The organism is Paracoccus liaowanqingii, from assembly GCF_004683865.2.
Taxonomy (GTDB): domain Bacteria; phylum Pseudomonadota; class Alphaproteobacteria; order Rhodobacterales; family Rhodobacteraceae; genus Paracoccus; species Paracoccus liaowanqingii.
This window is the reverse complement of sequence record NZ_CP038439.1, coordinates 152,976-175,561: the sequence shown is the minus strand read 5'-3', so window position 1 is coordinate 175,561 and position 22,586 is coordinate 152,976. Positions and strand designations below refer to the sequence as shown.

14 protein-coding genes, 1 tRNA gene and 1 riboswitch are annotated in these 22,586 nt (G+C 58.7%); of the genes, 12 read left to right on the top strand and 3 right to left on the bottom strand.

Going from position 1 to position 22,586, the window contains the following annotated elements:
• The first annotated feature begins 21 nt into the window (after positions 1–21).
• Complete coding sequence (locus E4191_RS00770; RefSeq protein ID WP_135311710.1) at positions 22–1,095, top strand: ABC transporter ATP-binding protein; 1,074 nt, start codon at positions 22–24, stop codon at positions 1,093–1,095.
• Positions 1,096–1,276: 181 nt separating this feature from the next.
• Here E4191_RS00770 and E4191_RS00765 read toward each other — a convergent pair whose 3' ends face one another.
• On the bottom strand, positions 1,277–2,998 hold the full coding sequence (locus E4191_RS00765) for a glycosyl transferase family 90 (RefSeq protein WP_135311709.1): 1,722 nt from the start codon (positions 2,996–2,998) through the stop codon (positions 1,277–1,279).
• A 159-nt stretch (positions 2,999–3,157) separates the two neighbouring features.
• Positions 3,158–3,247: riboswitch (glycine riboswitch) on the top strand.
• A 150-nt stretch (positions 3,248–3,397) separates the two neighbouring features.
• On the opposite strand from E4191_RS00765, the gene gcvT reads away from it, so the two are divergent.
• From gcvT to E4191_RS00740, 6 genes are all read left to right on the top strand, one after another.
• Positions 3,398–4,519, top strand: coding sequence for a glycine cleavage system aminomethyltransferase GcvT (gene gcvT, locus E4191_RS00760; RefSeq protein ID WP_135311708.1), 1,122 nt, complete (start codon positions 3,398–3,400; stop codon positions 4,517–4,519).
• A gap of 15 nt (positions 4,520–4,534) precedes the next feature.
• The gene (gene gcvH, locus E4191_RS00755) at positions 4,535–4,891 is read left to right on the top strand and encodes a glycine cleavage system protein GcvH (RefSeq protein ID WP_228461648.1); all 357 of its coding nucleotides are present in this window, start codon (positions 4,535–4,537) and stop codon (positions 4,889–4,891) included.
• Positions 4,892–5,017: 126 nt separating this feature from the next.
• A complete protein-coding gene (gcvP, locus tag E4191_RS00750) occupies positions 5,018–7,858 on the top strand; it encodes an aminomethyl-transferring glycine dehydrogenase (protein ID WP_135311706.1) in 2,841 nt (946 codons plus the stop codon).
• Positions 7,859–8,002: 144 nt separating this feature from the next.
• A complete protein-coding gene (locus E4191_RS23590) occupies positions 8,003–8,362 on the top strand; it encodes a hypothetical protein (RefSeq protein ID WP_176562604.1) in 360 nt (119 codons plus the stop codon).
• A 4-nt stretch (positions 8,363–8,366) separates the two neighbouring features.
• Complete coding sequence (locus E4191_RS00745) at positions 8,367–10,250, top strand: pyrroloquinoline quinone-dependent dehydrogenase (protein ID WP_135311705.1); 1,884 nt, start codon at positions 8,367–8,369, stop codon at positions 10,248–10,250.
• Between the two features lie 68 nt (positions 10,251–10,318).
• A tRNA-Ala gene (locus tag E4191_RS00740) sits at positions 10,319–10,394 on the top strand.
• A gap of 233 nt (positions 10,395–10,627) precedes the next feature.
• Here the strand turns inward: E4191_RS00740 and E4191_RS00735 are convergent.
• On the bottom strand, positions 10,628–11,182 hold the full coding sequence (locus E4191_RS00735) for a recombinase family protein (RefSeq protein WP_135311704.1): 555 nt from the start codon (positions 11,180–11,182) through the stop codon (positions 10,628–10,630).
• Between the two features lie 1,694 nt (positions 11,183–12,876).
• On the opposite strand from E4191_RS00735, the gene E4191_RS00730 reads away from it, so the two are divergent.
• The 4 genes from E4191_RS00730 (at position 12,877) to E4191_RS00715 (ending at position 18,775) form a co-directional block, all read left to right on the top strand.
• Positions 12,877–14,127 (top strand): DEAD/DEAH box helicase family protein, encoded by a 1,251-nt coding sequence (locus E4191_RS00730; RefSeq protein ID WP_135311703.1) that lies wholly within the window; start codon positions 12,877–12,879, stop codon positions 14,125–14,127.
• A gap of 711 nt (positions 14,128–14,838) precedes the next feature.
• Positions 14,839–17,613 carry a phage tail tape measure protein gene (locus E4191_RS00725; protein ID WP_135311702.1) on the top strand — a complete coding sequence of 925 codons (2,775 nt, stop codon included), beginning with the start codon at positions 14,839–14,841 and terminating at the stop codon, positions 17,611–17,613.
• A gap of 85 nt (positions 17,614–17,698) precedes the next feature.
• Positions 17,699–18,154: a hypothetical protein gene (locus tag E4191_RS00720; RefSeq protein ID WP_135311701.1), complete on the top strand. Its 456-nt coding sequence runs from the start codon at positions 17,699–17,701 to the stop codon at positions 18,152–18,154.
• 216 nt (positions 18,155–18,370) lie between these two features.
• Complete coding sequence (locus E4191_RS00715; protein WP_135311700.1) at positions 18,371–18,775, top strand: hypothetical protein; 405 nt, start codon at positions 18,371–18,373, stop codon at positions 18,773–18,775.
• Between the two features lie 52 nt (positions 18,776–18,827).
• Here the strand turns inward: E4191_RS00715 and E4191_RS00710 are convergent, their stop codons facing one another.
• Positions 18,828–20,144 carry a tyrosine-type recombinase/integrase gene (locus E4191_RS00710; protein WP_135311699.1) on the bottom strand — a complete coding sequence of 439 codons (1,317 nt, stop codon included), beginning with the start codon at positions 20,142–20,144 and terminating at the stop codon, positions 18,828–18,830.
• Positions 20,145–20,724: 580 nt separating this feature from the next.
• Between E4191_RS00710 and E4191_RS00705 the strand changes: the two genes are divergently transcribed.
• Positions 20,725–22,542 (top strand): phospholipase D-like domain-containing protein, encoded by a 1,818-nt coding sequence (locus tag E4191_RS00705; protein ID WP_135311698.1) that lies wholly within the window; start codon positions 20,725–20,727, stop codon positions 22,540–22,542.
• The last annotated feature ends 44 nt before the right edge of the window (positions 22,543–22,586 follow it).

The following is a 22,586-nucleotide window of genomic DNA, read 5'->3' as shown; positions in this document are numbered from 1 at the left end:
GGCTTGGCCCGGATTGTGACGATGCCTCCCCGACTTCAGGTGGACCGCCTGACGCGCCGCTTCGACGGCGCGCCCGTGGTCGACGATGTCAGCTTCCAGGTCGAGCCGGGCCAGGTGGCCTGCCTGCTGGGCCCCTCGGGCTGCGGCAAGTCGACCACGCTGCGCATCATCGCGGGCGTGGACATGCAGGACAGCGGCCGCATCCTGGTGGACGGCCAGCTGATCTGCGACACCGACTTCCGCATCCCCCCCGAACGCCGCGCCATCGGGCTGATGTTCCAGGACTTCGCGCTGTTCCCGCATCTTCCGGTGCGCGACAACGTGGCCTTCGGCCTGCCCGGCGGCTTCAAGGCGAACCGCGACCGCGTGGGCGACCTGCTGGAGCGGGTGCAGATGACGCGCCATGTCGACAGCTATCCCCACCAGCTGTCGGGCGGAGAGCAGCAGCGCGTGGCCCTGGCCCGCGCGCTGGCCCCGCGCCCCCGCATCCTGCTGATGGACGAGCCCTTCTCGGGCCTCGACGAGCGCCTGCGCGACGGCATCCGCGACGAGACGCTGGCGCTGCTGAAGGACGAGGGCACCGCCGTCCTGCTGGTGACGCACGAGCCGCAGGAGGCCATGCGCATGGCCGACCAGATCCTGTTGATGCGCCGCGGCCGGATCGTGCAGCAGGGCGCGCCGTACAACCTCTACAACGCGCCGGTGGACCGGCAGGCGGCGGGGTTCTTCAGCGACATCAACGTGCTGACAGGCCGGGTGCAGGGCGCGCTGACCGACACGCCCTTCGGGCGCTTCCTGACGCCGGGCATCCCAGAAGGGGCCGAGGTCGACATCGTGATCCGCCCCCAGCATCTGCGGATCGACTTCGACCGCGCGGGCCAGGGCCCCGCCCCCACGGCGGAAAACGGCACAGCCGCCTTGGCCCGCGTGACCCGCGCCCGCTATCTGGGCCGCGATTCGCTGGTGGAATTCGCGACCGACGCGGGCGCCATCACGCTGAACGCCACCGTCCCCGGCGTCTTCCTGCCGCCCCCCGGCACGCCGATGTGGCTGATGCTGCGCCGCGACCGCGTCTTCGTCTTCCCCCGCGGCTGAGCCCCTGCCAAGGGCCGCAGGGGGGCTGCCCGCCCCCGTCCGCGGCAGGCCGCGGCCTCCCCCGGGGATATTTCCGGACCGAGGCGGGCCGGGCCGTCCCCCATGGTTCATCTTGGTCCAAATATCCTGCGGGGGGAGTCGCGGCCTGCCGCGACGGGGGGCGCAAGGCCCCCCTGCGACCTCAGTCCTGACCCGTCGCCTGGCGATAGGCGTCCAGCACCCGGGTCAGATGCAGCCGCCGCCCCTCGGGATCGGCCAGGCTGTCGCAGAGCCGCCGCGCCCGCATCGCGATCTGCCGGCAGGTCTCGGGATTGGCGCGGGCCCAGGCCAGGCGCTCGGGCAGGTCCGCGCCGCCGGGCGCCAAGGGGATGTAATGGGACCAGGCGCGAAAGACCGGGGTGACGAAGCTTTCCCAGCCATCCCTCTCCTTCAGCACCACCGCCTGGCCCTGTGCCAGGGACAGGAAATCCGCGTCGCCCTCGGACCCGCCGAGGCAGATCGCATAGCGGGGCAGCAGTGCCGGGGGGCCGGCCTGCGGGGCGGGGGCGGTCAGGCCCGCGCGATCCAGTGCCTTGGTCAGGCGCAGGTCGGGCGTCAGGGCCAGATCGGTGCCCGGCGTTCCCGCGTTCGCCGCCAGGAAGCGCCAGCGCGGGGTCAGGGGCAGGTCGCGGGCCGCATCCCGGAAGGCCTGCGAGTCGGGGGGATTGGACAGCAGGGCGGTGATCGCGGCCTCGGCGGTGGTCTTGCCATCCGGGGCATGGCCCGACAGCCCGCCCCGCCAGATGGCCAGATCGGCGCGATCGGCCCAGGCAGGGTCCTTGGGCAGGGGGGCGCCGGGAAAGCCGTCATTGCCGATCCGGTGCCGCCACGGCGCGGGCCAGAGGAACAGGTCGCGGGCGCGCCTGCGGCGCAGCCCCACGATCATCGGGCCCCGGATCGGATGGTCGGGGCCGCTGCCCGCGAAGCAGGCCGGGCGCATGTCCAGCCAGTACCGCCCGCGATGGGTCAGCGCCGCGATGTCATTGGCCACCGCCGCGACCCGCAGCAGGCCGGGCCGCAGCGCATCCAGATAGAACTGCCCGTCCGGCCCGCGCCGCAGGGGCATCCGCGACCCGTCGGCGGCAAGGACCTCGTTGCGGTCCATGTCCACGCAGAGCGCGTCGGGGGTCGGCGGCTCGACCCCGCCCTCCGGCTGGCTTTGCCGGAAGGGGGCGGCGTGGCGGACCAGGCGTTCGGCCAGGCGGGTGCGGCGCGCCTCCTTGATGGCGCCGCCCGGGCGGGGCGTGTCCAGCATGCGCATCACCCGGGGCAGGTTGTCCTCGCGCGCGCGGCGCACGGCATCGCCCGGCGCGGCGGGGACCTTGGCCAGGTCGTACCAGGGGGACAGCGCGGTGCGGTAATCCTCGGGCGCGGCCTCGTCGATGTCGATCTCGATGAACTCGCGGCGGCCCTTGAAATGCGCGCGCACGCCCTTGAGATGCGCGTCCCATTCCTCGGCCCAGATGTCCGCCAGATCGCCCAGGGCCACCCCCCGCGCCGCCGCGTAGCTGCGCGCATAGGCGCCGCCCCGATGCAGGTAGCGGCTGACGATCCAGTCCTCGACCCGCCGGGTGTTCAGCAGGAAGACCGCGCCGGGATAGTGCCGGTCCAGCAGCGCGTAGTCCTTGAACGCCTCGATCACCGGCATGTTGAGGAAGCGCACCGATTCCATGTCGGTGAAGGCCGTCACCTTGTCGGCCCAGCGCGCCAGGGGCTTGCGCCCGGCCAGCTTGGCATAGGCGATATCCTCGGCCAGGGCGCCCTCCAGCCAGTGGGCGGCGGGGATGCCGTTCATGTCGAAAAGCCGCGCGATGAAGGTCGTGCCGCATTTGTTGAAGCCGATCTGGAAGAACTTGGGCGGCATGGAGGGGTCTTTCACGGGGTCGTGGCCGACGATGCCGACGGACCCGGGGGCTGTCAACGCCCGCCTGCGGATCGGGCAGCCTCGGTCCGATCCGTGTCGCGGCGGCAGGTCCCCCGGACAAAGGTCTTGCCTTGGGCCGGGGCTGCCGATAGCAACTGTGGCAGGAATTCGGGAGACACCGGCGCTGCGCCGGGGCCGAAGGAGAAGCCGCCCCGGCAAGCTCTCAGGCAAAAGGACCGTCTTCCCCAAGAACTCTGGAGAGTGGCGCCACGCGCCCGCCGAAGGGATAACGATCTCAGGCGCCCAAGCTTCGGGCAGGGACAGAGGGGGCATCGACGCGCGGGGGGCCTTTCCCCGTCCAACCGATGCCGGCTGTCCGGCTGAACCGCAGGAGGCCAGATGGCCGACACGACACGCCGAACCGGACTTTACGATCTTCACGTCGAACGCGGCGCCCGGATGGTGCCCTTCGCGGGCTGGGACATGCCCGTGCAGTTCCCGATGGGCGTCATGGCCGAGCACCTGCACACGCGGGCGCAGGCCGGCCTTTTCGACGTCAGCCACATGGGGCAGGTGCTGGTCACCCCCGGGGACGGCCGGATCGAGACCGCCGCCGCCGCGCTGGAGACGCTGATCCCCGCCGACCTGGCCGGGCTGGCGCCGGGGCGGCAGCGCTATGGGCTGTTCACCAATGACCAGGGCGGGATCCTGGACGATCTGATGATCGCCAACCGGGGCGATCATTTCCTGCTGGTGGTGAACGCCGCCTGCGCCGAACAGGACATCGCGCATCTGCAGGGGCTGGCGGGGGTGGATGTCACGCCGGTCACCGATCGCGGCCTGCTGGCGCTGCAGGGGCCGATGGCGGCGACCGTGCTGGCGCGGCTGGTCCCCGAGGTGGGCGACATGCGCTTCATGGACAGCCGCATTCTGGGCTGGAAAGGCGCGGATCTGTGGATCTCGCGGTCCGGCTATACCGGCGAGGACGGGTTCGAGATCTCGGTGCCCGCGGCGCGGCTGGAGGAGTTTGCCCGGGCGCTGCTGGACCATCCCGAGGTGGCCCCCATCGGTCTGGGCGCGCGCGACAGCCTGCGGCTGGAGGCCGGGATGCCGCTTTACGGTCATGACATGGACGGCTCGGTGACGCCCGCGCAGGCGGCGCTGGGCTGGTCTATCCCCAAGGTGCGCCGCACGGGCGGGGCCCGGGCGGGCGGGTTTCCCGGCGCCGAGGTGATCCTGCCCGGACTGGGGGCGCCCGATGTGATCCGTCGCGGCCTGCGCCCCGAGGGCCGCGCGCCGATCCGCGAGGGCGTGGCGATCTTTGCCGCCCCCGAGGGCGGCGAGGCTCTGGGCCATGTGAGTTCGGGCGGGTTCGGACCCTCGGTCGGCGGGCCGGTCGCGATGGCGCGGCTGCCCGTGGACATCCCCGAGGGCGGGCAGGTCTGGGCGGAACTGCGCGGCAAGCGCATCCCCGTGACCCTGAGCGCCCTGCCCTTCGTTTCCCCCTCCTACAAACGCTGAAGGACCATCGTCATGCTGAAATATACCGAAGATCACGAATGGCTGCGGGCCGAGGGCGACGAGATCGTCGTGGGCATCACCCGGCACGCCAGCGAGCAGCTGGGCGACGTGGTGTTCATCGAGCTGCCCGAGGAGGGCCGCGAGGTCGCCGCGGGCGAGGAGATCGTCGTGATCGAGAGCGTCAAGGCGGCCTCCGACATCACCGCCCCGGTGGCGGGCGTCATCACGTCGGTGAATGCCGCGCTGGCGGATGCGCCGGGCGACGTGAACGGCGATCCGATGGCGGCGTGGTTCTTCCGGCTGAAGCCTGCGGATGCGGGCGCGATGGACGGGTTCATGGACGAGGCGGCCTACAAGGCGCTGGTCGAGTGAGATGCGGCCGGGCCTGACGGCCCGGCGACAGGCCGGGGGCGCTTCGCCCCCCGGACCCCCCGAGGATATTTTCGTGAAGAAGACGGGGCCGGGCTGCGGCGCCCGAGCGATGGAATGGAGACGCTGATGAGCCGCTGGATCCCGACGGATTACGACCCCGACGATTTTGCCAACCGGCGCCATATCGGGCCGTCTCCGGTCGAGATGGCCGAGATGCTGGCCGCCGTGGGGGCCGACAGTCTGGACCAGCTGATCGGGCAGACCGTGCCCGCGGCGATCCGGCAGGCGGACCGGCTGGACTGGCCGGCCCTGTCCGAGGCCGGGCTGCTGGCGCGGATGAAGGAGGTCGCGGCGAAGAACCGGGTGATGACCAGCCTGATCGGGCAGGGCTATTACGGCACCGTCACGCCGCCGGCGATCCAGCGCAACATCCTGGAGAACCCGGCGTGGTACACGGCCTATACGCCGTATCAGCCCGAGATCGCGCAGGGGCGGCTGGAGGCGCTGCTGAACTTCCAGACCATGGTGGCGGATCTGACCGGGCTGCCGGTGGCCAATGCGTCCCTGCTGGACGAGGCGACGGCGGCGGCCGAGGCGATGGCCATGGCGCGGCGGCAGTCGAAGTCGAAGGCGGATGCGTTCTTCGTGGCCCATGACCTGCATCCGCAGACCATCAGCGTGATCGCGACGCGGGCGGCGCCTTTGGGGATCCGCATCGTCACCGGCTCGGTCGACGATCTGGTGGCGGGGGACGTCTTCGGCGCGATCTTCCAGTATCCCGGCACCTATGGCCATGTCCGCGACCTGACGCCCGAGATCGAAGCGCTGCACGGCGCGGGCGCGCTGGCGGTGGTGGCGACCGACCTGCTGGCGCTGTGCGTCCTGCGCGAGCCGGGCGCGATGGGGGCCGACATCGCCGTGGGATCGGCGCAGCGCTTCGGGGTGCCGATGGGCTATGGCGGGCCGCATGCGGGCTTCATGTCCTGCCGCGACGCGCTGAAGCGGGCGATGCCGGGGCGGATCGTCGGCGTCTCGGTCGACGGCTCGGGCAACCCGGCGCTGCGGCTGGCGCTGCAGACGCGCGAGCAGCATATCCGGCGGGAGAAGGCGACCAGCAATGTCTGCACTGCGCAAGCCTTGCTGGCCGTAATGGCGGGGTTCTATGCAGTGTTTCACGGGCCGGTGGGTTTGCGGGCCATCGCGCAGCGGGTGCATCTGCATGCGGTGACCATTGCGGAGGCCTTGCGGGCGGCGGGGGCCGAGGTGGCGCCGGAGGCCTTCTTCGACACGATCACCGTCAAGGTGGGGGTGGGCCAGCAGGGCATCATGGCCGCCGCCCGGCACCGGGGCATCAACCTGCGCCGTGTGGGGCGCGATCGCGTCGGCATCAGCGTGGACGAGACGACCGATGCGGGGGTGATCACCCGGCTGCTGGATGCCTTCGGGATCTCGGAGCCCGCCGGGCAGGCCATGGCGCCCGCCATCCCCGAGGACCTGCTGCGCGAGAGCGACTATCTGACCCATCCGGTCTTTCACATGAACCGGGCGGAATCCGAGATGATGCGCTATATGCGGCGGCTGTCGGACCGGGATCTGGCGCTGGACCGGGCGATGATCCCGCTGGGGTCCTGCACGATGAAGCTGAATGCGGCCGCCGAGATGATGCCGATCACCTGGCCCGAATTCGGCGCGCTGCATCCCTTTGCGCCGCATGACCAGGCGGCGGGATACCATGAGGCGATCGCGGACCTGACCCAGAAGCTGTGCGTGATCACCGGCTACGAGGCGTTCTCGATGCAGCCGAACAGCGGCGCGCAGGGGGAATATGCGGGGCTGCTGACCATCCAGGCCTATCACCGCGCGCAGGGCGACGATCAGCGCGACATCTGCCTGATCCCCGTGTCGGCGCATGGCACCAACCCGGCCAGCGCCCAGATGTGCGGGATGCAGGTCGTGGTGGTGAAATCGGCGCCCAATGGCGACATCGATCTGGAGGATTTCGCGGACAAGGCCGCGAAGGCCGGCGACCGGCTGGCGGCGGTGATGATCACCTATCCCTCGACCCATGGCGTCTTCGAGGACACGGTGCGGCAGGTCTGCGACATCACCCACCAGCACGGGGGCCAGGTCTATATCGACGGGGCGAACATGAACGCGCTGGTCGGCCTGGTGAAGCCCGGAGAGATCGGCGGCGATGTCAGCCACCTGAACCTGCACAAGACCTTCGCCATCCCGCATGGCGGCGGCGGTCCCGGCATGGGGCCGATCGGGGTCAAGGCGCATCTGGCGCCCTACCTGCCCGGCGATCCGCGCGATGCGGACAGCGGCGCGGTCAGTGCCGCGCCCTATGGCAGCGCCTCGATCCTGCTGATCAGCTGGGCCTATTGCCTGATGATGGGCGGCGAGGGGCTGACGCAGGCCACGCGCGTGGCGATCCTGAACGCGAACTACATCGCGGCGCGGCTGGCCGGGGCCTATCCGATCCTGTTCATGGGCAATCGCGGAAGGGTCGCGCATGAATGCATCATCGACACGCGGCCCTTCGCGGAACATGGCGTCACCGTCGACGACATCGCCAAGCGGCTGATCGACAACGGCTTCCATGCGCCCACGATGAGCTGGCCGGTCAGCGGTACGCTGATGGTCGAACCCACGGAAAGCGAGACCAAGGCCGAGATCGACCGCTTCGTCACCGCCCTGCTGGCGATCCGGGCCGAGATCACCGAGGTGGCCGAGGGGCGGATCGAAGCCGACCAAAGCCCGCTGCGCCACGCCCCCCACACGGTCGAGGATCTGGTGCGGGACTGGGACCGCCCCTATAGCCGCGAGCAGGGCTGCTTCCCGCCGGGCGCCTTCCGGGTGGACAAGTACTGGCCCCCCGTGGGGCGGGTCGACAACGCCCATGGCGACCGCAACCTGATCTGCACCTGCCCGCCGCTGGAGGTCTATGCGCAGGCCGCCGAATAGGCTGCCGACCGGCTTTCCGCGACCCAGGCCGGGTTAATCGGGCCCCGGCGGGGAACTTGCACCCCGGCGAGGCATTCACCTTTATGTCAGAACCGGGCACGCGGATGTGAACCGCTTGCCCGGCGAACAACACATGAGGTGCCGATGCCTGCCCCCCTTCCCCCCGCCGCCCGCGCCCGCGAGGAACTGGTCGCCAACCTGATGGCCGTTCCCGCGGCCATCGGTCTGATCCTGGCCGTGATCGCCTTCTTTCACCGCGGATCGGGCATCACCGGGACGCCCGGGGCGGGACTGGCGATTCTGGGCATGGCCGCGCTGACGGTGGCCGCGGTCCTGGTCGGGCGGCTGGCGCCGGGCAAGCTGCGGACCTTCGCAACGGTGATGATCCTGATCGGCGGGCTGCTGACGCTTCTCTGCGCGTGGTTCCTCATGCAGGGCTGGATCATGCTGACCATCGCCCTGACGCTGGCCCTGTGGCTGGTCTTCATTCTGGTCGCGAGGTAAGCCCATGACCCTGTTCCGCATCCTTCCCGCCCTCGTGCTGTGCGCGCCCGCCGCCCATGCCCAGCAGACCGAATGGACCGGCTTTCACGGCAACGGCATGGCGCAGAAGTACAGCGCCTCGACCCAGATCACGCCCGAGAACGTGGGCGACCTGGAAAAGGCGTGGGAGATCCATACCGGCGACGTGTCCGACGGGTCGGGCGACATGGTGGGCACGGTCTGGTCGGCAACCCCGATCCTGGCCAACGACCTTCTGTACATCGGCACGCCCTTCTACCGCATCCTGGCCGTCCGGCCCGATACCGGCGAGATCGTCTGGACCTACGAGCCCGAGGACACCGCGCTGGAGCCCCTGACCCAGCCCGAGCTGAAGAACCGCGGCGTCACCTATTGGGAGGGCGAGGGCGACGGTCCCTGCGCGCGGCGCGTCTATATCGGCACGATGGATGCCGAACTTCATGCCGTCGATGCCGATACCGGTGCGCTCTGTGCCGATTTCGGCGAGGCGGGCATCCTGGACGTGAACCAGTGGAACAAGCCCGACGCGAACTTCCCTTTGTCGCAGCTGCAGCCGCCCACCGTGTTCCGCGACAAGCTGCTGCTGGGGTGGGCGGGCAAGGACTGGCATGACGTCGAGAACCCGCTCGGGTCCGTCTTCGCCGTCGATGCGCGCACGGGCGAGCTGGAATGGACCTTCCTGTCCATCCCCGAGGATTATCCCGGCGTGACCGGCACCTCGAACGTCTGGACCGCCATGTCGGTCGACGAGGAGAACGGCCTGGCCTACCTGCCCGTCTCCAGCCCCAGTGCCGACTATTACGGCGGCACCCGGCTGGAGGAGATCCCGCTGGCCACCTCGGTCACCGCCGTCGACGGCGATACCGGAGAGGTCGTCTGGTCCCGCCAGCTGGTCAAGCACGACATCTGGGACTACGACACCGTGTCCGCGCCGACCCTGATCGACATTCCGAACGAGGATGGTCCGATCCCGGCCTTGGTCCAGCCCACCAAGATGGGCTATGCCTTCGTGCTGAACCGCCTGACCGGAGAGCCGGTCTTCCCGATCGAGGACCGCCCCGTCCCCGCCTCGGATGTCGAGGGAGAGGTCGCCTCGCCCACCCAGCCCGTGCCCACCCTGCCCGCGCCCTCGATGGACGACGACTGGGGCGGGGTCTTCGGCCTGGCCGACCTGGCCTCGTTCGGCTACTGCTCGCGCACCTTCGACGAGCTGCGCTACGAGGGCCGCTTCACGCCCCCCAGCCTGGAGGGCACGCTGGCCTATCCGGCCACGGCGGGCGGATACCAGTGGGGCGGCGGCGCGGTCGATCCGGAAAGCGCGATCCTCTACATCAACAGCTCGCGCATCGCGCAGATCTACCAGCTGATCGAGCGCGAGGAATACGAGACCTTGGAGACCGGCGGCAGCGAGGCCGAGGGCGGGCTGTTCCCGATGACCGGCGCGCCCTACGGGTTCCGGCTGACGAACTTCCTCAACCCGGTGGGCATGCCCTGCTGGAAGCCGCCCTATGGCCTGATGTCGGCCATCGACCTGAAGACCGGCGAGACCCTGTGGGAGCGTCCTTTCGGCCAGATCCAGAAATGGGGCTTCTACATGCCCGAAAGCTGGGGCTCGCCCACCATCGGCGGCCCGGTCGTGACCGCCTCGGGGGTGATCTTCATCGGCGCCTCGATGGATGCCCGCGTCCGCGCGCTGGACGCCGCCACCGGCGACGTGCTGTGGAAGGCGCAGGTCGAGGCGCCCGCGGTGTCCAACCCCGCCGTCTACGACTATGACGGCCGGCAATACGTGGTCTTCGCGGTCGGCGGCAACTCGATCATCAAGCCGCAGGTGGCCGACCAGCTGGTGGCCTACGCCCTGCCCGAATAGCCCGATATCCCGGGCGGCGCGGTCCCACTTGACAAACCGCGCCGCCCGGGCCACCAAGCGAACCGGATGGGGTCGTAGCTCAGTTGGTAGAGCGCGTCGTTCGCAATGACGAGGTCAGGGGTTCGATTCCCCTCGGCTCCACCAATTACCTATGTCTTATAGAAATCAGTAGTTTAGCCATACCCTTTCCCACATGTCTTTCCCACCTGTCGGGGTCACTGGTTACGTTTTATTTTTTTTTTTTGTATTGGTGATATAGCGGCCTACCCGCGCGCCAGTGGGGGGCCTCGGTTATTTCCGGGGGGGACCCTAACGAATCATAAGCGGAGACTCCACCTAAGGAATCCCCACCTACACAATTCCAGGATCGTCAAGAATTAATATTCAGCGAGACAGCGATAGACAGAGGCGCGACTAATCCCGACAGCCTCAGCAATCTGCACAGCAGTCTTCCCATCAGCATGTAGCTGCTTCACCTTCTCAGACTGACTCATGGCAGTAGGGGCACGACCCTTGTACTTGCCTTCCGCCTTAGCCTTGGCAATCCCTTCCCTCTGACGCTCTAGCATGATGCTTCTTTCAAACTCAGCTACACCACCCATGATGTTCAGCATCAGCTTGCCAGTAGGGGTAGACGTATCAATCCCCATGTCCAAGATTTTGAGTGCTGCACCTTTGTTGGTGATGACTGTCAGTATCTCATGCAGGTGAGCCACAGAGCGGGCCAGACGGTCTAGCTTGGTCACTATCAGGGTATCACCCTCACGAATGAACTCTAGGGCCTCAGCAAGCTTCTGACGGGCTGTCACGTCTACTGATGATACTTGCTCAGTGAAGACCTTATCACAGCCTGCTTTGTGTAGGTCACGCTGTTGGGCCTCAAGTCCGGCGGTCTGGTCTAGGGTTGAAGTACGGGCATATCCAATCAGCATGACATTTACTCCGAATGATTCTCACATAAGTCTAAGACTTGATGCCATATCTGTCTCAGAAGGTAAACACCATTCTACTGCGACTCGATTCACGGGGATTCCGACCTATTGAGTCTCAGCCTCTCAACCTAACACGGCCCTGCTTTATTGAGATTCACTGAGGGGCCTATCTGCCTGGCGATTGTTACAACATAACATCGAATTACTTAATCTGTCGCCTGGATAATATTCATTCTGTCAAGGATTATCTGAGAATAGCAAATAAAAGAACGAATCAGGAATTATTCATGACCCACATTCCAGGATCAGAGTCTAATGACTTATTCGTGATTGACGTGTTTGTGATGATGATTAAATGAGACTGGGAAAGATTTAGGATTGACTCGGAGAGCGGTAGGATAGGCTTTCCTGACCAAGCAAACGCACTTATAAAATAGAACAAATAGGGAACAACTAGCTGATATAACTGCCTAATTAGTGGGCATCAAGGGTGTTCACAGGGGGTGTAAGACCCTCTAGGATTACAGGCTGGGGGAAATCTCTCCCAAGGGGGGGGTTAACCTATTGTTATTTATGGTACATTTAGACCTCCCCTAAGAATCAAAACACATTGACATGTGGATCAACATAAGAGGGACAAGATATACAAACGTCATTACTTGGGATGAAGAGTAACGAGCGCAGCGGATCAGCTATGACAACTACGTTGCCCTATCTGTCACTACTTCGTAGCGATCATCCTTGACTCATGTAGTGATTCATCTTTAAGACAATTCTACAAAATAGGATATCATTTATATTAAATATTACTATAGTAATAGCTTATTACCCTATCTCTTCTACTTTTCTAACGTCCTTCTTGCCCTTAGGGGCCGAAGAACTAAAAGTCTCGATCTAGGCTCAGGAGGATTAGACCTCCCTCGTTCCTTTCTTTCAGAAAGTAATGTTCATCAAGTAAGTCGTGCTATCGCACTTTGTTACTTTCTTCATGCTAATAGAACTAGCACTGCGCTATCGCTTGACTAGGCAACTTTGTAGGTATGAATCATAGATATGATATCTACTATAGTTATCTACTATCTGATTATTAATAACTGATAGATATTTATCATCATAAGCTACTACTATAGTATTGAGATAGGCTGGCTTTGTAGCTGTTCAAGAGGGGTGTAGTAAATAAAGTTGAGGCTGTTGCGCGACAACACCACCTTGCTTTGTAGGATCATGAACGATAGTGATTGCCGCATATGATTAAATATTAGGCAACGGCTAAATCATACCATAAATTGACGTAAGGTAATGGTACTATTATCACCTATTTTCAGGGTCAACTACTTGAAATTTTGAGATTAATGATTATATATATAAAACAAGAAAAGTAATTCCGCGCAGGTGTTCAGTCGCTCAACATTCCTACCTGCGCTAGGACCCTAGTAACTAGATGTTTGCTCTTTCATTCATCGTTTGTGTAGTTACCGGGGACTAATTCACTAAAGCTGGCGGGGGCCGGTAACATCATATCAGTTTGTTCCATGGTAGGAACTTAGGCTCCACGATAGAAGGTTTATCCCCCGGTAAGCTTTCCAATTGTGGGGCCTATTTTTATTTAGACTTACTGAAATAACTCATAAGTCGATTGTCTTTCCACACCCCTTAGCGGTCGTGGAAGTTTTCTACGTTCAAGGTAACATTTCATGGAAACAATTCAAGTTCTAGACTCCATCATGGGTTCAGGTAAGACCACCAAGATTATTGACTGGATGATTGCTAACCCAGATCAGAAGTATCTCTATGTAAGCCCACTACTCAGTGAAGTAGAAGAAAGAGTTCCAACAGCTTGTGCTGATGCCATTGGGTTTACATTCCCTACAGCAGAGAACGGTACTTCTAAGTCTCAGTCATTCCTGAATCTGCTAAAGTCTGCTGAAAATATCGCAACTACCCACAGCTTATTCAAGCTAATGACTAAAGAGCATCTACAACTAATCAAGGATAAGGGTTACGTCCTTATTGTAGATGAAGAAGTTAATATGATTGAAGACTACTCAACCGTGTGTGGGTACTTGGACGATCTTAAGGGATGGGACGTTGTAGATATTGATTACCAGAACAACGGTAAGGTAATTGTACTCAAGGAACCAACCAACAACAGCCGTTCATTCAAGACACTATTCGACTACGCGAAAGCAGACTCTCTGTTTGCATCTAAGAATAGCAACAATGCTCTAGTCACTCAACTACCCGTCAGTCTGCTACTTGCTGCTAAGAGGGTGATTATTCTTACCTACAAATTTGAAGGCTCTATCCTTTCTCAGTTCCTAAAGATGAACAATCTGACTTACAGTGACTTCAATGAATTTGATATGCCTGACGAAAAGGTACTGAAAGATCAGATCAGGAAGCTTGTCACCATAGGCTCTACACTGTCCACCAGAAGCCTTAACCAGCGCCAAGGGTACATGTCAGCTACATGGTACGAGACAGGGGCCACAGCAGCGGAATTGAACAGCCTACGCGGTGCATTGCGTTCGATCTACAGGCTTCACCCTAAGCAGTCTATCCTAATTACCTGTCCACTATCTGCTGTAGAGGAAAGGCATAAGCGATCAATCCATGATGGTAGAGACGTAAATCCAAAACTAGATGGTCCTAAACCAAAACGAGGTTGGCTAGCCTGTAACACTAGAGCAACTAACGATTTCAGCAATAAGACTGTGATGATCCACGCCTATAACAGATATCCTAACAGAAACGTAGAGTCCTATCTAAACTCTTGGGGCCGTCCTATTGATAGAGATACCTTTGCCCTGTCTGAGATGATCCAGTGGCTTTGGCGTGGCTGCATTAGGGACGGTAAGGAAATGACAGTCTATATTCTGTCTAAGAGGATGCTGGACCTATTCAATGAGTGGCTTAACGAAGAAGATTCACGACTACTAGACTAACTTACAGATAGAAGATTTCAACATGGAACATACAGAACTAAACAAACTAGGCCATTTCAAGACAAGCTTAAACCAAGTCAGATACGAATTTGCCAAGAACGCCGCAGGACAATTTCAGTCCAGAGACTATCCCCATCACGTCACCAAGTTCTCCGACATTAAGTCACACTACCAAACCTGTGCAGAGGACGAAAGCGATAGGCGCAACTGTCGTGTGAACAAGTGTCCATTCTGGCCTTACCGATTGGGTACAAACCCCTTCCACGGTGGCAACGGTCAAGCAGCACGAGGGGTAGCAGCATGATGTGTGTTTTCACTCCCAGAACGCCCCAAAATCGGGGGGTCCAGCCTGCGAGTCGGTCCTTACCCTTATCACCCTACCTGAACACCTGTGAGGGGCTAAAAACAGCCTTGTTTGGGGCAGTCCTATGACTGGTGCAGAGAACAAGCGGCAGGACAGTCAACACCCTTGGCATCTCAGGTATAGCCCAACTTGTATTTGTCCCGGCTGTAACAGTCAGACCTATTGGGATGGGAAGGTTTATTGGAGTCTCTGTCTGGGTTGCCTAAGAGAAAAGAAGCTAGGTCCTTTTGCACCTAAGGTTCACAAAGAAGATTATTCAACGCTAATATGGTTGACTGATTTTGAAAATGCTCAATCAAGAAAGGTAGCATTACAATGAGACTAAATAACAGAAACGAAACATCAAGATGGCCGATGTAGATATTGTCGTAGAGAGTGGTGATCTAAAAGCCGCTATCGCTCTACTTAATGAGTATGGTGTATCCTTTACCCAAATGGTCAATAAGGTCCAGACGGAGGGTAACAGATTAAACAGAGCCTCCAAAGCCACAACAGACCAACTCACTCGGGCATGGCAGAATGCAGAGAAAGCAATCGACAATAGGCGTCTTGAACAGGTTGCCTCTCAGGAAGCAGATATCCTAAAGCGTAGAGAGCAAAACTGGCGCCAGTTCTTTCAAAGCTACGGTAAGTCTACCTCTGCTGGTCAACTTGGTGCCCCTACCTCTGCTGCTGGTTCTGCCCTTCTCCAAAATGAAAAGGCACTATCTGATGCCATGTTGGAAACTGCTAAAGCCGCTAAGGAAAAAGCCAAAGAGGCAGAATATCTAACTCGTACACTTAATCCCTTACTAGCTGCTGAACAGACCTACTTGCGTATGCAGAGTGAGATTAGTCGGGCCACTGACTTAGGTATCCTAGACATTCAACAGCAAGCCGTTGCTTTAGACCAGCTACAAAAAGAGTACGATGCCTTAGGTAATGGCGTGTACATGACTGGTTCACGGTTCAATCGGTTCGGTGAAATGGCTGTACAGAATGGCAAGGGTATTCAGAAATTCGGTATGTATGCCCAACAGGCAGGTTATCAGATCGGTGACTTTGCAGTTCAGCTACAAGCAGGACAAAACGCAGGTGTAGCTTTCTCTCAACAGGCAGCACAGCTTGCTGGTCTTATTCCCGGTCTTGCCGGTGCTATGACTACATTCGCTGCAATTGGTGTAGGTCTTCTAATCCAGAATATGACCAAAGGTGAGAAGGCTGCGGAGGATACTTATCTACAACTATCCAAATTCCAGGATTTAGAGCAAGTCTTTAGCAGTGTGGGTAGTTCATTTGAAACAAGCATGGTCCAGAGTATCAGTCGTGTTCGTCAAAAATATGGTGACTTCATTGCAGACTTTGCTAAGTTCTCACTAAATGCTGAGAAGGAAAAGCTACAAGCCAACCTTAGTACTGTCATGGATAAGGCAAGTTCTGTCGATCCTACAGCGAGTGAAGGGTTTTGGGGTAGGTTTAAGAATACTCGAACTTTAATGAATCCCGGTGCTACATCGTTCATTGCTGATGCTCAAGCAGAAGCTGATGCCTATAATGAAATGCTTGCACAGGTACAGGCTGCACAAGAGAGACTGTTTAACGATAGCATTAATTCCAAGTCAGAGTTGGTTACTGCTTTTCAGGCTGTCTATGAGGAAATGAGAGAGATTCCCGGTGTTACTCAAGAAATCCTAGACAGGTTTCAACAGGTAGGTGAACAATCTGGTATTGCTGCTGAGGCGACAAAGACTGTCAGTGAGGCTTTTACTGCTGCCAACAATGCTGCTTCTCAGGGTTTTGAACTCTACAAGCAGATGAATGAGGAACTAAGACTAAGTAATGAACTAGCCTCTGTTCGTAATCGCTACGGTGAAGATTCTGTTCAGTACCTTGATGCACAGAAAAAACAAACTCTGGAAATCACTAGGACAGAACTAGAGCGGGCTGGCACTACAGATACCTTGATTGAAAAGATCATGGCACAGGTAGAACAACAGATTGAGTTTGAGCAAGCTGCACTGCGTTCTGAACTAGTTGTAGATCAGCTTCTAATAGACCTATCCGCTATGAGTGGGATTGATATCTCAGGGGTCTTCACAAAAGCCCAGGGTGCTGCAAACAGCCTTCTAGGTACTGTACAGTCCATCTACGCCAATATGGCTGCTGTTGCTGCTGAAACCAAGATCAGGGAACGGGCTGCTGTAGCCAAGGGTAATCCCCTAGACCCTCTTGGGGCTTTCTCAGGTGGACAGTCAGCTAGTGGTGCAGTTCAGATCGCTGCTGGTGGTGTTATCCGTTCCCCTGTGATGCCGGATTGGGAAGAGCCTAAGTCTGGTGGTGGAGGCGGTAAAGGTGGTGGCAGGTCCAAGCTATCGGATGCTGAAAAGCATGCACAAAAGGCTCAGGACCAACTGAAAGAGTTCTTTGAACAGTACAATCTGAATATCAAGCAACAGGAACGCTTAGCAGGTATTCATGGTGAACAGAGGGAAGAGTTAGAAAAGGTAATTGAGATTGAAAAACGTCTTGGTGAATCCCGAACTCTAGTCTCTCAGACGCAGATTGAAGCAATGGCTAGAGAAGAACTTGCTCTAGAGCGTAAACTTGATCGCCAAGAAGAAATCTACAACCTAGGAAATCAAGCTGTAGAAGACCTTCTTATGTCAATTGTTGCTGGTACAGGTGATATTGAAGATGCCTTTAAGGGAATGCTTTCAAGTATCGTAGCTGAGGTTTACCAGAACTATGTAGCCAAAGGTGCTGCTGACATGGCTGGTAATGCTCTTGTGTCACTCTTCTCTGCTAATGGTAATGCCTTTGGTGCTGGTGGTGTGAAGATGTTCATGGATGGTGGTGTTGTAGGTTCCCCAACTCTGTTTGGCTACGGTAGTGGCAAGACTGGAATGATGGGTGAGGCTGGCCCGGAAGCAATCATGCCCCTTAAGCGTAACTCACAAGGTCAACTTGGTGTTGCTGTCTCAGGTGGCGGTAGTGGTGCTGTCAATGTTTACCACAACATCAATATCAGCGCTAATGGTGATGAGTCTGTGAATAAGATTATCACTGCACAGATTCCTCGTATTACTGAGGCAAGTAAAAGAGCCGTAATGGATGCTAAACGTAGAGGTCAAAAAGGCTTCTGATAAATAATGTGAGTGGAGGGAGGCTGACAATAGTGTTTGCTTCTCTCTCTCACTACAAGGACTAAAATTAATAGGAACATAAATCATGATTAAACTATCTACAAAATTCAAACCAGCTAACTCATACACCTCAGACTTCATTAAAGAGCAGATCATTCCTAAGCTTGATAATAGGCTATCTGTTGTAGAAAATGCTACACAAGAGGATCTGATTATCGCTGTAAGTTCGTTCTTCGCACATGGAATGAATAGCTATGTTGTAGACTGTTCAGGTAATCATCTACTTGAGGAGATTCTTAAGAAGCTAGTGGGTTATGGCTGGCTGCGACCTGATGACACTGTAAAAGACGTATTCAGGGTAGACCTACCAAACTCAAGGCTGGAATTTGTCACAGTGAAGTATGATATCAATGCCCTGAAGGTGGAAACTAGCTACAATACCAAGTACCTTGATGGAAGTCATGAAGAAGTAAATAAGGCTGATATCCGATATGTAGATGGTTATCCTGTTGAATATTGGAACAGCCTACAAAGCGCATAATAATCTAGACACATATCACTACAAAAACTCCTACGGCGTTGAACAGCTGTAGGAGGATTTCTTTTATCTAGGAGAACAGCATGGTAATCACATTTTTCATTCTATCAATCTTCTTCCTGTAGGCAGCTACAGCACAAAGACTCATCTTGCTTTTCAGTACATCTTAGGGTAGCGATGATTCTATTGATTAACAAGTAACCTACAAAGGACTATGACATGGCTTTAGACTATGCTGAGATTCTTGCTCGTAAGGCTAAACGTAGGCAGGAAGATGAAGAGGACGACAGGCTACTTGCCGAGAATGCTGTAGCTGCTGCACAGGAACTCAAGAAGGGGCTAGAGGGCATCGCTCAATCTACAGGGCAACATGTCCTAGACCTTCTGAACTACGATGTAAGAATCGTCGCTGATTGGATGAAAGACCAGAAGACTCCTCTGTTTAATGATGACGAGGAAGCTAGGTTTAACGATGAAATAAAGAAAAAGTATAACGGCAAGACTGTCAAGTTTCAGAATGAGAAGGACATAGAGGAACAAGCCAAGGTCAGCACCAAGGGTAGACCGAAAGCTAGCCTAGTGATTGCATGGCGTAACGGTAAGAGCATTACCCCTGTCAAGTAATCATCATTGTGTAGAGACTGTCGGGGGGCCTTTATGGCCCTCTTTTTTATGTCTAATCCCACTTAATCTTATTGATAGCATCTTTCTTAGTTTCGAAAGTCACACCACCACTTGAGTACAGACCATAGGTCATAGTGCTAATCTCATGTCCGATGATCCTTGCAGAGACATTCTCAGGTATTCCTGCCGCCTCTAGTTGATCTGATACGCTCTTACGGAATGAATGAAACACGTAATGGTCAGTGTAGCCTAACTTCACCTTCAGTTTGGAGAACCTTTTACCAATAGCATCGGCCCTGTACTTGTATTTATTATTGGAGGATAGACCTGATATTAGGTATCCATCCGCCGATTTTTCTTTAAGTAATGCTACAAGGTCAGTGATCCTGTTGTGTAGGGGTACTTCCCGCCAACCTGAGGGAGTTTTAGCATCTTCAATGATTAGCCTATCATCTTGTACTTGTTCGGTCTTGATCTGACATAGTTCTTCAATCCTACAACCTGTATGCGCTGCAATACGGATAAGGTTACAGAGATTAGCGTCTTTCCGTTCTTCTGCTGCCTCCAGTAGCCTCTTGTAGTCACCGATCAAGAATTGCCTTCTTTTGTCAGCTACAATGCTCTTAGCGGTCTTCACCCTATTCTGTGGAGGTACTACACCATCAAAAGGATGAGGAAGAGTTAGAGACTTTCTGTCTTTCAGGAATGACCAAAAGCCACGACATGCAGTCATGAGACGCTTACAGGTGGACGTAGATAGACCTTTTTCTGCTATAAGATCTTGTTCTACCCATTCTCTGACAGCCTTGTTTGTAGCCGATTCAGCCGTAGGAAAGACTTTAGTGAACCTATGTAGATCGGAAACCCTCATATCCCTAGTCTTAGCTTCTACGTAAGTAAGGCTTTTCTCATAATCAGGTATATGAACAGATAAAGGATAGGATTCACCCACTACAACAGACAAGGCTTGTCCATGCTGAGGGGTAATTACGTCTAGGACAGGTTCCGATTTTGGGTCTTTCTGCACCCTATGAGTAAATGCGTCCATAGCTAATTGATCTACATCAATGTAAGGGTTAACTTCCTTCAATCTTTGTAGCTGGACTGCTGAGTTTATTAGATCACCGTTGTTCTTCAATGATTCAAATAGGGTTTTCCATTCTGCTACAACTGACATTACCCTTATTTTGGCTACTTTGATGCTGTCAGTCTGCAAGCTGAGGAACATGTTCGATTTACCCACAATGCCCCTAAGGCCTTTCGGCACCTTCAATGTGGCGTAATACGTGTTGTGGCGCTTCTCTAGGTAACTGCCGTGCTGTGCAGGCTTTGGCCCTTTGGACCGGATGACGACTACATACTTGCTCAAGTTAAAATCCTACAAGGATAGGGCAAAGCCCGGTTTAACTAACCGTTCACGTCCGCAGGACTGAACAGCATAGGGGTAGCACCCTCTTTCCCACATTGCTTTCCCACATATTTAGGTCACTAAGCACCTGTCAAGTAAGGATTTCATGGGGTTAAGGTCCTAATATGTAGCGTCCCCTCGGCTCCACCAAGCCAACCACCTTTCAGCTTTCTTTGGACCCGTTCCATCGGTTGAGTTGGCGCTTGCCCTTTGATCGGGCACCGTCGCCCTCGACGATCCGCCGTTGGCTGCGAACATGATCCCACCTCCGTTCCAGTAGACAGGTCCCTTGACCGGCCTGGTCGTCACTCCCCGTCGGCCGATCCGTGTTACGGTTCGCACACCGCGTCCCGAGATCAAAACGGACAGGTTCGTGTTGCGGCCATCGGGCCGTGGGCATCGTTCAGACGGCGCTTTCCGAAAGGTTCAGTTTACAAAAACCGGGGAATTTCCCCCGCAACCCCCGACATATTAACGATAATTTTATTTACAAAGCGCCTTTTCTCGCGGACCCTGAGCTTCAGCAAGCCCGGATCCGCAGATGTCGACCCTCCTCGCCACCCTCCGCAACCTCGTTGCCGCGTTCGACCGGATCCATGGGGACTATGCGACGTCGCTGGACGGGGTCGTGGGCACCCTGGGCGGGTTCGCCTTCAACGCGCCCTTCGGCGACCTGGTGAGCCTGGCCTTCGCAATCAACGACACCCGGGACGGCCTGACCGCCGACAGTACGCCCACCCGGGCGCAGTTCGACGCCGCGCTGGACCTGACGCGGCTTCAGAGCCTCGAGGATGAGCGCGTCCGTCGGACCAGGCCGGTCGCGACGGCCGCCACCCGGCTGATCGGCGCCTTGCGGGGGGCAGAGGTCATCGCCGCCTTCGACGCGGCCCCCGCGCTGGAGCGGCTGGAGATCCTGAGCGGGCTGGCCCGCATCCTGCCATGGCTGGACCTGCACGATCCGCGCAAGGTCGGCGGCGCCGTCACCGGCAGCACCGAGGCGCGCTTCCTGATGGATGTGGCGCGGGGTCGCCCATCGATCCTGATGCCGGGCCGCCTCTCGGCGATGATCCGGGACCTGCCCGAGATCACCGTGACGGGGTCCGTGGCGACGCTCGAGATGGATGACACGGCCCGGGCCTTCTTCCGCCGTCAGCAGGGGGGCGACACCCCGGACGATGCCCTGAAATGGACCACCTTCGCGCTGGCGCAATCGGCGGGGCTCGTCACGGCGATCCTCAGCGTTCCCCATCTGCGCGAGCCGGCCTCGCAGGTTCTGGTCGATCACTATCTCAAGCTGCAGATCGGCATCGACCGGGCGGCCGACGGCGCGGGTCCCGTCAATCCCGTCGTCAGGCTGGGCCAGATCGGAGACGATCTGACGGAGCTCGGCTTGCGGCCCGCCACCCCGGGGGGAAGGCTGTTCAGGGCCAAGGTCGTGCTGGACACGGCAGGGCTGCCGTTCAGCTTTTTCGACGGGCTGGTCAAGACCCAGCTTGCGCTGATCGGGGCCCTGAACGCCACCGACCCCAGGCAGGCGGGGCTGCTTGCGGCCCAGGGGGTGGGCGAGGGCATCAAGCTGATGGCCGCCGCCGTCGAGCTGCGGGGCGCCACCTCGGCCCTGCGCAGCACGGCGGGACGCGTGGGCGCGGTGATCGCCGTGCCGCTTCTGGCCGTCGAGCTGCAGACCGCCGCCAAGGGCCTTCAGGACGCGCGCCAGGCGGGCGATCTGTCGGTGGCCATCGGGAATGGCCTGATGGGGATCAGCGCGACGGGCGCGGTCCTGTTCGGCCTTTACGCGAAATTCGCGGTCGCGGCGGCGGCGGCGGGTCCGGTCGGGCTGGGGGCGGCGCTGGCGGGCGGGCTGCTGGTCACGATCACGGTGCTGGGGATCTATCTGGTCGAGTTTACCAAGGATCCCAAGCTGGAGACCTTCGCCCATCAGTGCATCTTCGGCCGGGGCTTTGCCGATTTCACCGCCCTGAACCCCGACCAGGTCGCCTTCGGCTTCGGCACGCCGGCCGCCCCCCGGGTCGCCCTGATGCTGGAGCGGCTGCGCAGCCTGCAGGCCCCGATCGGGTTCGCGACCGAGGCGCCGACCCTTCCCGGTGTCTACTCCCTGACCCATGCTCTGACCGAGGGCGGGCCCGCCGCCGCTGCGGGCCGATCGTTCCGCAGCACGGCCCGCACGGCCGTCCAGCATCTGGGATCTGCGCCGCGGGAGGGGGGCGCCCCGCCGCCCCTGCCCAACTTCGACGATCCGATCTTCCGCAGGACCGGGCAGACGCTGATCTATGGCCCCGGGGCCAGCGATACGCCCCCCAGTTGGGAGCGCGGCTGGCTGCGGCTGCAGATCACCTAGTCGCCCGACCCCCGCATTCCGAAAACCGTCGAATATGCAAGGTT